Source organism: Actinomycetospora sp. 2LY8.5 (genome assembly GCF_057180585.1).
This window is the reverse complement of the sequence record NZ_JBXUHE010000002.1, coordinates 388,535-400,840: the sequence shown is the minus strand read 5'-3', so window position 1 is coordinate 400,840 and position 12,306 is coordinate 388,535. Positions and strand designations below refer to the sequence as shown.

At 74.9% G+C, this 12,306-nt stretch carries 11 protein-coding genes; 5 read left to right on the top strand and 6 right to left on the bottom strand.

Annotated features, from left to right (window positions below; genetic code table 11):
• Window positions 1-81: 81 nt before the first annotated feature.
• Window positions 82-2,325: a S9 family peptidase gene (locus AC2A1K_RS04255; RefSeq protein WP_483895061.1), complete on the bottom strand. Its 2,244-nt coding sequence runs from the start codon at window positions 2,323-2,325 to the stop codon at window positions 82-84.
• A gap of 135 nt (window positions 2,326-2,460) precedes the next feature.
• On the opposite strand from AC2A1K_RS04255, the gene AC2A1K_RS04250 reads away from it, so the two are divergent.
• Together AC2A1K_RS04250 and AC2A1K_RS04245 are read left to right on the top strand one after the other, a co-directional pair.
• Window positions 2,461-3,225 carry a GPP34 family phosphoprotein gene (locus tag AC2A1K_RS04250; protein ID WP_483895060.1) on the top strand — a complete coding sequence of 255 codons (765 nt, stop codon included), beginning with the start codon at window positions 2,461-2,463 and terminating at the stop codon, window positions 3,223-3,225.
• 170 nt (window positions 3,226-3,395) lie between these two features.
• On the top strand, window positions 3,396-3,683 hold the full coding sequence (locus AC2A1K_RS04245) for a BMC domain-containing protein (protein WP_483895059.1): 288 nt from the start codon (window positions 3,396-3,398) through the stop codon (window positions 3,681-3,683).
• A gap of 6 nt (window positions 3,684-3,689) precedes the next feature.
• On the opposite strand, the gene AC2A1K_RS04240 is transcribed toward AC2A1K_RS04245, so the two are convergent.
• Genes AC2A1K_RS04240 through AC2A1K_RS04220 form a run of 5 tightly spaced genes read right to left on the bottom strand, consistent with a single transcriptional unit; the run spans window position 3,690 to window position 7,926 of the window.
• Entirely contained in the window at window positions 3,690-5,759 is a 2,070-nt protein-coding gene (locus tag AC2A1K_RS04240; RefSeq protein ID WP_483895058.1) for a helix-turn-helix domain-containing protein, read from the bottom strand.
• A 27-nt stretch (window positions 5,760-5,786) separates the two neighbouring features.
• On the bottom strand, window positions 5,787-6,818 hold the full coding sequence (locus AC2A1K_RS04235) for an alcohol dehydrogenase catalytic domain-containing protein (RefSeq protein ID WP_483895057.1): 1,032 nt from the start codon (window positions 6,816-6,818) through the stop codon (window positions 5,787-5,789).
• Between the two features lie 24 nt (window positions 6,819-6,842).
• Entirely contained in the window at window positions 6,843-7,262 is a 420-nt protein-coding gene (locus tag AC2A1K_RS04230; protein ID WP_483895102.1) for a Rossmann-fold NAD(P)-binding domain-containing protein, read from the bottom strand.
• A gap of 32 nt (window positions 7,263-7,294) precedes the next feature.
• Window positions 7,295-7,612: a DMT family transporter gene (locus AC2A1K_RS04225; RefSeq protein WP_483895056.1), complete on the bottom strand. Its 318-nt coding sequence runs from the start codon at window positions 7,610-7,612 to the stop codon at window positions 7,295-7,297.
• Window positions 7,609-7,926, bottom strand: coding sequence for a DMT family transporter (locus tag AC2A1K_RS04220; protein ID WP_483895055.1), 318 nt, complete (start codon window positions 7,924-7,926; stop codon window positions 7,609-7,611). Before AC2A1K_RS04220 ends, AC2A1K_RS04225 begins: the two co-directional genes overlap by 4 nt.
• Before the next feature lie 89 nt (window positions 7,927-8,015).
• Here AC2A1K_RS04220 and AC2A1K_RS04215 point away from each other — a divergent pair, with 89 nt between their 5' ends.
• From AC2A1K_RS04215 to AC2A1K_RS04205, 3 genes are all read left to right on the top strand, one after another.
• Complete coding sequence (locus AC2A1K_RS04215) at window positions 8,016-8,957, top strand: LysR family transcriptional regulator (RefSeq protein WP_483895054.1); 942 nt, start codon at window positions 8,016-8,018, stop codon at window positions 8,955-8,957.
• Window positions 8,958-9,026: 69 nt separating this feature from the next.
• The gene (helR, locus tag AC2A1K_RS04210; protein ID WP_483895053.1) at window positions 9,027-11,375 is read left to right on the top strand and encodes an RNA polymerase recycling motor ATPase HelR; all 2,349 of its coding nucleotides are present in this window, start codon (window positions 9,027-9,029) and stop codon (window positions 11,373-11,375) included.
• Window positions 11,372-12,259: an MBL fold metallo-hydrolase gene (locus AC2A1K_RS04205; protein WP_483895052.1), complete on the top strand. Its 888-nt coding sequence runs from the start codon at window positions 11,372-11,374 to the stop codon at window positions 12,257-12,259. Before helR ends, AC2A1K_RS04205 begins: the two co-directional genes overlap by 4 nt.
• Window positions 12,260-12,306 lie beyond the last annotated feature (47 nt).

Below are 12,306 nucleotides of genomic sequence, written 5' to 3'. Positions count from 1 at the left end.
GCGACGGCCGCGCATGACGCTCACCTCCCGGGCACACGTCGGGCTCGTGGTGCTCGCCGAAGCCCGGGACGAAGGGGTCTCCTAGAGCCCGCCCGGGGTCGGTAGAGGCAACGGTGCGAGCCGGTGTGACGGCGGCTCGGTGCCGTGCAGGTGGCGCACGAAGTAGTCCCAGGTCCGACGCGTCGCGTAGTGCCGCCGGCCGAGCAGCGCGTGCTCGACTCCCGGGATGATCAGCAGGTCGACGTCCTTGTCCGCCTCGACCAGCGCATCGACGAGACGCAGCGCGTGGAACGGGAGCACGTTGTCGTCGAGCTCGCCCTGGATCAGCAGCAGCTTGCCCCGCAGGTTCGCGGCCAGCGCCGGGGTCGACATCGCCTTGCGCGCCTCGTCGTCGGCCGAGCCGTGGTACCACTCGATCCACATCGGGACGTACCAGCCGATGTCGTGGTTGCCGGCCGAGGCGACACCGACCGTGTAGAACTCCGGGTGCGCGACCATGGCGCGGCCGGTGGCGAACCCGCCCCCGGAGTGCCCGGTGATCCCGACGCGCTCGGTGTCGATCCACCGGTGGCGCAGGCCCAGCTCGCGGATCGCGGCGACGTGGTCGACCAGCGCGCCGGCGTCGTCGAGCGCGCCGTACGACTCGTCGTGGAACGCCTTGCTGCGCCCCGGTGTCCCGCGCCCGTCGACGGTGACCACGGCGAACCCGAGTGCGGCGAACGCCTCGGCCTCCCCGGGGAGCACGGTGTCCCACGCCGGCGACGACCGATGGATCTGCGGGCCGGGGTAGATGCAGTCGATCACCGGATAGCGCTGCTGGGGGTCGAAGCCGTGCGGCTTCCAGAGCAACCCGTAGATCGGGGTCTTCCCGTCGGCCGCAGTGGTGCGGAACCGCTCGGGCGGCTCCCAGCCGAGGGCCTCCAGCGCACGGGCGTCCGGAGACTCGAGCTCGACGACGACCTGGCCGTCACCGCCGCGCACCACCGACCGCGGCGGGGTCGCGACGTCGGAGGCTCGGTCGACGACGTAGCCGCCCTCGGGCGGGCTCACCGCGTCGTGGTCGAGCGCGTCGTCGGTGAGGCGCGTGAACCCGGTGCCGTCGAGACCGACCCGGACGATCTGGCGCACGTACGGGTCGGTGTCGACGAGGCCGTTCGCGACGAACCACACGTGGCGGCGCTCCTCGTCGACCCACAGGAGCTTGCGCACGAGCCACTGGCCACGCGTGACCTGCTCGACGGCGCCGTCCGGGGAGTACAGGTACAGATGCCCCCACCCGTCGCGCTGCGACCACCAGAGGATCTCCCCGGTCTCGAGGACGTGGACCATCGGCGTCTCCCCGAGCTCCGGGGTCGGGTCGACGCGGGTCTCGCCGGTCTCGCTGATCAGCGTGGTGATCGCCCCGGTGGCCGGGTCGAGGCGGCGCAGCTCGAGGGTCTTCACGTCGCGCGAGCGGTGCACGAGGTGGACGGTGTCGCCCTTCTCGCCGGTCCACCACGCGGTCATGAGCGCGCCGGGGTGCAGCAGCGGTTCCGGGTCGTCCTGCTGGACGACGACGGTCCGCGCGGGCACGTCCAGCACCGTCCACGCGAGGGTCGACTGGGCCTGGTCACCGGGCATCGGGTAGCGGATGTGGTGTGCGACCGGGCGGCCGCCGCCGGCCGGCGACGACTCGACGAGCACCTGCTCGGGCAGGTCGCGCTGGTCGATGCGGGGCACGAGCAGCCGGGTCGAGTCCGGGGACCAGTGCACGATCAGCGGGTCCACGCCGAGCTTGCGCATCATCATCCCCGAGTTCAGCGGCTCGGGCAGGAAGCCGTAGCCGTGGTGGGGCTCGGCGTCGTCGGTGAGCGCGAGCTCCTGGTCGCCGTCGCGCGAGCGGACCCAGACGTTGCCGTCGCGGCGGAAGGCGATCCACGCCCGGTCGGGCGACGGGACCTCGCTGATCCCCGGCTGCGGCTCCTCGACGCGCACGCAGGTCCCGGCGCGGTCCGACCACTCCCAGACGGCGTCGAACGCCGAGAACTGCACCGCGTCGTCCTGGCTCGCCTCGAGGTCGATCGCGGTGAACGGAAGGTCGTCGGCCGTCACGGCCTTGCCCGACGCGGCCGACAGCGCCGCGGCGAGCCGGTCGTGGTCGAACGCGTCGCGGCGGGTGCCCTCGCCCGGGTCGACCACGAGGAAGCGCGACCCGACCCGGTACCAGAAGCGGGTGCCGTCGCTGCTCCACTGCGGCGTCACCGCGGCACCGGGCACGCGCCGCGCCCGATACGGGCCCAGCATCTGTTCGGCGCGGGCGTAGTCGGCGTCGGTCAGCTCGGTCATGGTGCTCGTCCCTCCGGTCGCGGGGTGGTCGCCGCCGACGGAACACCCGGCCGTCACGGCACACTCAAGACCGCCCGCAGGGTGATCCGAGCCACCCTTGACCCTGCCGTTGCGGCACGGTGTCGGCTCGTCGTCGTGAACCTGCCCCAGCAGATGCTCCGGCTCTCGTACGACACCGCCAAGGGACGTCTCGACGTCGCCAGCGGGCTCGTCCGGGGCCCGCTCCTGCGCGCCGCGGCGGTCGCCGAGCTGACCCTGTGCGGGCACCTGCACGCGGCCGGCGGGCGGGTCGAGCGCGTGTCGGGCGCGACCCGCCCCGACGAGCCCTTCCTCGCCGCCGTCCTCGACGCGGTGCCGGCCGCCCGGCCGCGGAGCTGGTTCCGCGTGATCGACGAGGACGTCGACCGGGCCGAGGACGCGGTGCTCGCCACGGACACGGCGTTCCGGACCGCGTGGCGTCGCCGGTGGGGTCTCGTCCCCGTGCGGCGGACGACCGTCGCCGACCACGGCTCGGTCGAGACGCTGCGGGCCCGGGTGCGCGCCGCCGTCCTGGGCAGGCCCGCCTCGGCCGCCGTCGCCGACGACGTGCTCGCCGTGCTCGCCGCCGACGGCCACGTCGCCGTCACCTTCCCGATCCGCGAGCAGCACCGGCACCGGGACGCGTTCAGGGTCGTCGCCGACCGGGTCGAGTCGGCGCTGCCCGGGTTCCGCGAGGGCGCGCTCTTCGCCATCGCCGCCCGCCGCGCCGCCGCCGCCGAGCTGCGGCCGGCCCCGGCACGCGCACGCACGATCCAGAACCGTGCGCGCTGGGAACCTTCGGCGCCTCGCCGCGATGCGAGTGCCGATGTCGCCGGCCCACGGGACCGGCCGAGATCACGGGAGGCCCGATGCCTGACATGACCAGCACCCCCGGCACCGCCGCCACGGCCCACGGCGCCCACCGGCCGCCGGGGAGCTGACCCCGGTACGCGCGGGGACAACGGCCGGGCCCGGCGTTGTCCCCGCGCGTCACGGTCAGCGGGCGAGCGCCGACGGAGGCTGACGGGGACCCGGAGCTCCAGGGAGGCCCCATGAACGGCGCGCTCGGCATGATCGAGACCCGTGGCCTGGTCGGCGCCATCGAGGCCGCCGACGCCATGGTGAAGGTGGCCAACGTCGTGGTGGAGGGCTACCGGACGCTGCGCAACGGGCAGGTGTCGGTGATCGTGCGCGGGGACGTCGGGGCGGTCACCGCGGCCCTCGACGCCGGGAAGGTGGCCGCGACGTCGGTCGGCGAGCTCTACGCCGCGCACATCATCCCGCGCCCGGCGGGCGACACCGAGGCGATCCTGGACACCGCGCTCTCGCACCTGCCGTAGCGCGTCTCAGCTCCCGGCGCCGTTGAGCTGCAGCAGGCGCAGCGCGACGTCGGCGCGCATGCGGTCGTCGTGGCGCGAGAGGTCCAGGCCGGTCAGCGACTTGATGCGCTCCAGCCGGTAGCGCAGCGTCTTGTGGTGCACGAACAGCTTCTCGGCCGCGACGCGCTGGGAGCAGTCGGCGTCGAAGAACGCCCGCAGCGTGCGCACCAGCGCGCCGTCGTTCTCCCGGTCGTAGGCGACGAGCGGGCCGGTGACGTCGTCGATGAACGTCTGCAGGTCCGGGTCCGAGCCCGACCCCAGCAGCAGCCGGACGACGCCGAGCTCCTCGTAGAGCGAGACGTTGTTGCCACCGAGGCGGTGCGACGCGGACAGCGCGGTCTGCGCCTCGTTGAACGCCGCCGGCAGCGCGTCGACCTCGTCGTGAGGCCTGCTCACCCCCCACGAGGAGCGCAGGTCCGCCGCCTCACCGCGCGCCGAGGTCACGATGTGCGCGACCAGCTCCTTCGCGGCCGCCGAGTGCGGGGTCTCGGCCACCGCGACGACCAGGTCGCCGCGCAGCCCGACCAGGGCGAGCCGCGGGCCCTCCTCGCGGTCGCGCAGGGCGCGCACGACGTCGCGGCGCAGTCGGTCGGTGCGCGAGGTGTCCCAGCCGTGCCGGGTCGCGAGCTCCTCGACGTTCTCGAGCTGGCCGTGGATCACGCGCATCCCGGGGCCCAGGGCGACGCCCATCTGCTGGGCGCGCGCCCGGGCGGCGACCCGGTGCTCGGGCGGACCCTGGACGAGGTCCCAGAGCACCTCGCTCAGTGCCTCGTGGCGCGCCCGGCTCGCGGCGCGCTCGCGCAGCAGCGACAGGGAGCACGCCATCGCGACCTGACCGACGACGGCGTCGAGCATCTCGGCGTGCTCGTCGTCGCCCGGCAGCAGGCACACGCACCCGACCTCGTCGCCGTCGGCGTACACGGGCTGCACCCGGGCGGTCGGCGGCAGGCCCGAGCGTCGCTTGCCGCGGCCGCCCTTCACCGGGAGACGGTCGGGCAGTCCCTCGCCGCCGTGTCCCGCGAGCAGCGCGCCGCCGGCGTCGTAAATCCCGACCCGGCATCCGAGCCGGTCCGCGACCCGCCGCGTGAGCGCCGCCAGGCCCCCGCCCTCGAGCACGGTGGTCAGCATCGCGTGCTGCAGCTCGGCGGTCCCGCCGAGCACCCCGACCTGGTGCTTCAGCGCGGCGTGCGCCTTCTCGAGGTCGGCGTTGGCGCGGACCTGCTCGTCGTGGAGGCGGGCGCTGCGCAGCGCGATCGTCGCGAAGTTGGCGAGCGTGACCATCCGCCGCACGTCCTGCTCGGTGAACACCGAGGCGCGCCGGCGCCACACCTCGAGCACGCCGAGGAACTCCCCGGGCAGCGCCAGCGGCACGGCGAGCGCGGACTCGGTCTGCTCGCGCTCGGCGAGCCCGACGAAGTCGCGGCTGATGGTCTCGTCGTCGACGTAGCGGTCGACCTTCGCCGGGTGCCCGGTCTCGAAGACGAGCCCGGCCACACCCATCCCCCGCTTCATCCGCAGCCGCGCGGTGTCGATCACCCGGTGGCCGACGCAGGAGCGCATCGCGACCTCGTCGCCCTCGCGCAGCAACACCCCGCAGATGTCGGAGTCCAGCAGCGCCAGGGTCCGGGTCGCGATGGAGAGCAGGAGCTGGTCGACGTCGTGCTCGGAGAGCAGCCGCTCGACGACCTCGGTGACGATCACCGTCTCCTCGGCGGCGTCCTCGAGCGCGCGCGTCGCGTCCTCGCGGTCGAGCGCGAGCGTCGCCCAGGCGCAGGCCTGGGCCAGGAGGTCCTCGTCGGGGAGGCACTCGGTCGTCCAGGTCACCGCGATCCGCCCGACGCGCACGACGCGGTGGCCGGGCAGGGGGGTGGGCGGGTCGACGACGACGGCGGCCCCGTCGCCCAGCGCCGCGGCGACGGCGCCCTCGAGGTCGACCAGCGCCTCGTCGGCGGACTCCGGCAGCGTGGCGAGCAGGTCGCGCAGCCGCTTCACGGCCGCGCTGCGCCCCGGGGCGCGGTCCACGTCGACCGGCGTCATCGGATCCACCTCTCCGAGTCCGACCGGCTACGGGCGGATCAGCGTCTTGAGCGTAAGTCGTTCGCCCATGCGGCGATACGCCTCGACGGCGCCGTCGAGATCGACCGTCTCGGTGGCGACGACGCTCGGGTCGAGCACGCCGGCGCGGACGAGCGCCAGCAGCGGCCCGGCGTCGCGCATGACGTCGCCGACCGCGAACGAGAACGCGAGCTCCTCGGTGAACGCCCGCGCGGCGGGGAACGCGACGGTCTCGCCGGGGACGCCGACCGAGGCCACCCGCCCGCGGCGCCGCACCAGGTCGAGCGCGAGCGCCAGGCCCCGCTCGCCCCCGACGGCGTCGACGACCACGTCGGCGCCGCGTCCGTCGGTGGCCGCGTCGATCACCTTCCGGGCGTCGTCGGGAGCCGCGGCCACCGCGCCCTCGCGGGCGGCGATCTCCCGGCGCTCGGCGACCGGCTCCACCACGACGACCACGCCGGCGCCGATCGCCTGCGCGACGAGGCTCGTGACCTGCCCGACCGGTCCCCCGCCGAGGATCGCCACGGTCTCGCCGGGCTCGGTGCCGCTCCGGCGCAGGGCCGCGTACCCGGTGGCCGCGGTGTCGCCGAGGAACACCGCGGCGTTCACGTCGATGCCCTCTCCCAGCCCGACGAGGACGGTGTCGGCGTGCGGGACGCGGACCAGCTCCGCCTGCGCACCGGCCAGCGGCGGTCCGAACAGGCTGCCGGTGCCGAAGAAGCGGCGGTCCGAGCACTGCCAGTGGTCGCCGCGGCGGCACCACCAGCACCGTCCGCAGGCCGTGTAGTCGGCGCCGACCACGAGGTCGCCCGGCGCGTGCTCGCGGACCCCGTCGCCGCGCTCGACGACCTCGCCGACGAACTCGTGGCCGAGGACGAAGCCGCGGGGCAGCTCCTCGGGGTGGGCGAGGACGTGCAGGTCGGTGCCGCACACCGCCGCGCGCCGCACCCGCACGATCGCGTCGGTGGGCGCGCACAGCCGCGGGTCGGGCACGTCCTCGACGCGGACCTGCCCGTGACCGGCGTGCACCAGGGCTCTCATCGGGCGGCTCTCATCGGGGGGCTCTCATGACACCGCGGCCGTCTCGCCGAGCCGGGTGCGGATGCGCTCGCCCGCCTCCCGCAGCGCGGCCAGCTCCTCGGGTGCCAGGGGGACGTTCACGATCTCGCGCAGCCCGTGGCGGCCGAGGCGCACGGGCAGGCCGAGGTAGACGTCGCGGATGCCGTAGGTGCCGTCGGCGAGCACGGACGCGGACATCACCTCGCCGGTCTCGCGCACCATCGCGAGCACCATCCGCGCCGCGGACATCCCCGGCGCCAGGAACGCGCTCCCGCTCTGCAGCAGGCCGACGACCTCGGCGCCCGAGCCGCGCGCCCGGTCGACGACGGCGTTCAGCCGCGCGGGTGCCACGAGCTGCGCGAGCGGGCGGCCGTCGTGCCCGGTCCGCGAGAGCGGGATGACCATCTCCTCGCCGTGGCTGCCCAGCGCGATCGCGTCCGCCGCGGATCGGGCCGGGCTCAGCCCCCGTGGACCAGCAGCACCCCGCCCAGCACGAGCCCCAGCCCGACGATCTGGGCGGCGGCGAGGCGGTCGCGGAACACCAGCGCTCCCGTGACGGCACCCAGCGCGACGCCCGCGCCGCTCCACACGCCGTAGCCGACCGCGAGCGGCATGCCCAGCGCCAGGGCGCGGGCCATCAGCAGGACCGAGAGGCCCATGGCGACGACCGCGACGAGCACCCAGCGGACCCGGCGCAGGCCGTCGGCGGCACGCATCGCCGGGATCGACACCCCCTGAGCTGCGACCGAGCCCGCGAGCAGCAGTGTCTCGATCACGACGGCGACGCGCGACGCTGCAGCAGCACGGTCCCGCCGAGGACGAGCAGGAGGCCGGCGGCCTGGATCGCGGTCACCGGCTCGTGGAGCAGGACGGTGCTCAGGGCCGTCGCCGACACGAGCCCGCAGCCGGTGACGGTCGCATAGCCGACGCCCAGGGGCAGGCCGTGGTCGAGGGCGCGGGAGAACAGCACGACGGCCGCCGCGTAGCCGGCGAGCACGCCCAGCGTGCCCGGCACGCGGGTGAAGCCCTCCGAGGCGGGCAGCGCGAACGTCGCCAGGACCTCGCACACGATCGTGCCGGCGAGCAACACCGGACCTCTCCTTGGCACGGGGTCATCGTGCGAGCCGGAGGCCGTCAGCGGGAGTGACTTCTCCTGCCGTGCTGATTCAGTATGAGTGAATGCCGATCGATCCCCACCGGCTCCTCGTGCTCCGCGCCGTGCACCGCACGGGCAGCGTCGCCGCCGCCGCCGCGGCCCTGCACCTCACCGCGTCCGGCGTCTCCCAGCACCTCTCCCGCCTCGAGGCCGAGACCCGTCTCCCGCTGCTCGACCGGACCCGGCGCGGGGGCGGGCGGACGGTCACGCTGACGACCGCCGGCCTCGCCCTCGCCGACCGTGCCGAGGACGTCGCGAACGCGCTCGCCGGCGCGCAGCGGGAGGTCGACCGCCGACGCGAGGGTGCCGCGGGCACGGTGCGGGTCGGCGGCTTCGCGACCGCACTCGGGAGCTTCGTCGTGCCCGCGCTGCAGGAGACCGCCGTCAGCGACCCGTCGTTGGAGGTCCAGGTCGTGGAGGTCGACGCGCAGGAGGGCGTGCACCTCGTCCGGGCCGGGGAGCTGGACCTGCTCCTCGGCGAGCGCTACTCCGAGGCCACGACGCCCGGGCCGGGACCGCACCCCGGGCTCGTCGAGGACGACCTGCGCCGCGACCCCTTCCGGATCGTCGTCCCGCGGGTGTGGGCGCTGCCGGAGACGTTCGCCGAGCTCCTCGCGGGCGCGTGGGTGACGACGCCGCGGCGGCACGTCGTGACCCGTGTGCTCGACCGCCTCGCCGATCAGCACGGCGTGGCGACCGGGCACCGGCACGTCTGCACCGAGTCGCGCACGATGCTGGCCCTGGTGGCCGCGGGGCTCGGCGCGGCGATCGTCCCCGAGCTCACGCTGTCGTCTCAGCCCAACGAGGGTGTCGAGGCCTACGGGACCACCGCCGACCTCGGCGCCCGGGTGCTCACGATGCTCGGGCCGGAGCACCACCGCCGATCGGCGGCAACCGCGCGCCTGCACCGGCTGATCCGCGAGATCGCGAGCCGCGATGGCGTTTCCGCCGTATCCAACGTATAGCGGGTGGGGGGACTTGCCGCAAGACCCCGGTCGTTCCGCACAATTCTGCGGTCGCAACCGAGGAGGCCTGTGTCGGATCAGGGGTACGACGGGGAATTGCAGGACGAGCGGCGCTATGTGGCGGACCTGTACGCACGTCTCGACGCGCTGCGCGCGGAGGCGCGGGAGAACCACCGCACGGCCATGCGAGGTGAGGGCGAGTCGCCCATGGACCGGGACGTCAAGGTCCGGGCCACGGCCGCGCAGGTGAAGCGCCTGGACGTCGCGGACAACGGGTTGTGCTTCGGGCGGCTGGACAGCCTGGACGGCGAACGTTCCCATATCGGACGCATCGGGATTCTCGACGAGGAGAACGACTTCGCGCCGCTGCTGATGGATTGGCGGGCCCCGGCCGCACGACCATTCTACACCGCCACCGGCGCGAATCCCGAGAACATGCGCCGGCGTCGCCGGTTCCACACCCGGGGGCGCCGGGTGGTCGCTTTCACCGACGAGGTCCTGGGCCGTCCGGACGGTGACGACGCGCCGGGGACGGATGCGGCGCTGCTGGCCGCCGTGAACGCGCCGCGCGGCGAGGGCATGCGCGACATCGTCGCGACGATCCAGGCCGAGCAGGACGAGATCATCCGGCTCGAGCACCCGGGCGTGACCGTCATCGAGGGCGGCCCCGGCACCGGCAAGACCGTGGTCGCGCTGCACCGCGTCGCCTACCTGCTCTACACGCAGCGCGAGCGCATCGAGCGCCACGGTGTGCTGGTGGTCGGGCCGAACCCGGCGTTCGGCGACCACATCGGGCAGGTGCTGCCGTCGCTGGGCGAGTCGGACGTCGTCTTCATGACCCCCGGCGACCTCGCGCCCGGCCGGCACGTCACCGCCGAGGACGGGCCGCAGGCGGCGCGACACAAGGGGTCGCTCGCGATCCTCGACGTGCTCGCCGCCGCGATCGCCGACCGCCAGGAGCTCCCCGCGGAGCCGCTGCCGATCGAGCTGCAGGACCTCACGGTGCGGGTCGACGCCGCCACCGCCGAGTGGGCGCGCGAGGAGGCGCGCGCCACCGGTCTGCCGCACAACGAGGCCCGCCTGACGTTCCGGGAGATCGTCGTCTACGTGCTCACCGAGCGCGCGATCGGCCGCATCGGCAAGGGGTGGCTGACCCGCGACGACACGGCCGCGTGGGAGCAGATGCGCACCGAGCTCGTCGACGAGCTCGCGGAGCACGAGGGGTTCGCCGCCGCGCTCGACGAGCTCTGGCCGGTCCTGACGCCCGAGCGACTCCTGGGCCGCCTCTACGAGTCCCCCGAGCGGCTCCACGCGGCGGGCGCCGACCCGTCGTTGTGGCGGGCCGACGGCACCGCGTGGACGGTGTCGGACGTGCCGCTGCTCGACGAGCTCGTCGACCTGCTCGGGCGGGACCCGACCGCGGTGAAGGCCGAGGACCGGGCCGCCGCGGCCGAGCAGGCGGCCGAGGCCGAGTACGCCGCGGGCGTCATGGAGATCCTGACGCTCGACAGGGAGGAGCTGGACGAGGACCTCGGGGTGCGGGTCGACGACCTCACGCACGCCGGGGTGCTCGCCGACCGGTTCGTCGAGGAGGACACCCGCGAGCTCGTGGAGCGCGCCGCCGCCGACCGCGACTGGACCTACCGCCACGTCGTCGTCGACGAGGCGCAGGAGCTGTCCGCGATGGACTGGCGGGTGCTCATGCGCCGGTGCCCGGCCCGGGCGTTCACCGTCGTCGGCGACCTCGCCCAGCGCCGCTCCCCCGCCGGCGCGACGTCCTGGGGCGCGATGCTCGACCGCTACGTCCCCGACCGCTGGGTATACCGGTCACTGACGGTCAACTACCGCACGCCCGCGGAGATCATGGCCGTCGCGGCGGCGCTGCTCGCGGAGTTCGCGCCGGACGTCGCCCCGCCGGAGTCGGTGCGCGCGAGCGGTGTCGCGCCGTGGTCGCGGGAGGTGACCGCGGACGAGATCCCGGCGGCGATCGAAGAGTTCGTGCTCTCCGAGGCGCCGCGCGAGGGGACGAGCGTGGTGATCGGGCCGCCGGACGCGCAGCGCAGCGGAGCCGGACCATCGACCCCGGACGCGCAGCGCAGCGGAGCCGGACCATCGACCCCGGACGCGCAGCGCAGCGGAGCCGGACCATCGACCCCGGACGCGCAGCGCAGCGGAGCCGGACCGTCGGGCTCCGACGTGCCGGGCGCCGTGGCGCCGTCGGACACCAAGGGCCTGGAGTTCGACGCGGTGCTCGTCGTGGAGCCGGAGCGGATCCTCGCCGCCGGCCCGCAGGGCGCCGCCGATCTCTACGTCGCCCTGACCCGCGCCACCCAGCGTCTCGGCGTGCTGCACCGGGAGCCGTTGCCGCCGGCGCTGCGTGGGCTCTCGGAGGTCGCCGCTGGCAGAGTGGGCGGGTGAGCACTCTCGACTGGTACGGCTGCGCGACGTTCCGTCTGCGCACCGCCGACGGTCTCACCGTGTGGCTCGACGCCTACCTGGACCGCGTGCCGGACGCCGAGCAGAGCGGGGTCGGAATCGACGACGTGGAGGTCGCCGACTGGATCCTCGTCGGGCACAGCCACTTCGACCACCTGTGGGGCGCGGAGCGCATCGCCGTGCGGACGGGCGCGACGGTCGTCGGCTCCTACGAGTCGGTGCGTGTACTCGCCGCGGCCGGGGTGCCCGAGGAGCAGCTGCTCGCCGTGGCCGGCGGCGAGCGGGTCGCGCTCGACGACACCACGTCCGTGCGCGTGCTGCCGAGCCTGCACTCGTGCGTGTGGTCGACGCAGCCGATGCCTCCTGCCGACGAGGTCTGTCTCGGCGAGACGGGCCTGACCCTGCAGGAGCGCGCCGAGCGGATGCGGGCGCTCTGGGCGGGCTTCGGCGCGCTGGGTGACGACGTGCGCGCGCACATGACGGCCGCCGACCAGGGCGAGCGCGGCGACGGCGGCGCGCTCGTCTTCGTCCTCGAGACCTCGGAGGGGCGCCTGCTGTTCCAGGACAGCATCGGGTGCTGGAGCGGGGTGCTCGCCGGCGAGGAGCCCGACGTCGCGATCCTCGCCGTCGCGGGCCGCGGCAACCGCGACGGCGAGCCGGTGCAGGGCACGACCGCGGACTTCGTCGCCGAGCAGGCCGCGGCCCTCGGCGCACGGACGGTCGTGCCGTGCCACCACGACGACTGGCTGCCCGGCTTCTCGCGGGCGATCGACACGGCACCGATCCGGGCCGCGATCGAGCGGGCGGCGCCGGGCACGACGCTGGTCGACCTGGGCTACGCGTCGGGGTACGAGCTGTTCCGGTGACCCGGCCACGGGCTCCGCGGGCCCGTCCGTCGCTTCGGAGGTGTGCG

What these genes read in the sequence shown, in the direction of transcription:
- AC2A1K_RS04240 (WP_483895058.1), bottom strand. Translation starts at nt 5,759, where the DNA reads ATGACGCCGGTCGACGTGGACCGCGCCCCGGGGCGCAGCGCGGCCGTG.
- AC2A1K_RS04235 (WP_483895057.1), bottom strand. Translation starts at nt 6,818, where the DNA reads ATGAGAGCCCTGGTGCACGCCGGTCACGGGCAGGTCCGCGTCGAGGAC.
- AC2A1K_RS04215 (WP_483895054.1), top strand. Translation starts at nt 8,016, where the DNA reads ATGCCGATCGATCCCCACCGGCTCCTCGTGCTCCGCGCCGTGCACCGC.
- AC2A1K_RS04245 (WP_483895059.1), top strand. Translation starts at nt 3,396, where the DNA reads ATGAACGGCGCGCTCGGCATGATCGAGACCCGTGGCCTGGTCGGCGCC.
- AC2A1K_RS04255 (WP_483895061.1), bottom strand. Translation starts at nt 2,325, where the DNA reads ATGACCGAGCTGACCGACGCCGACTACGCCCGCGCCGAACAGATGCTG.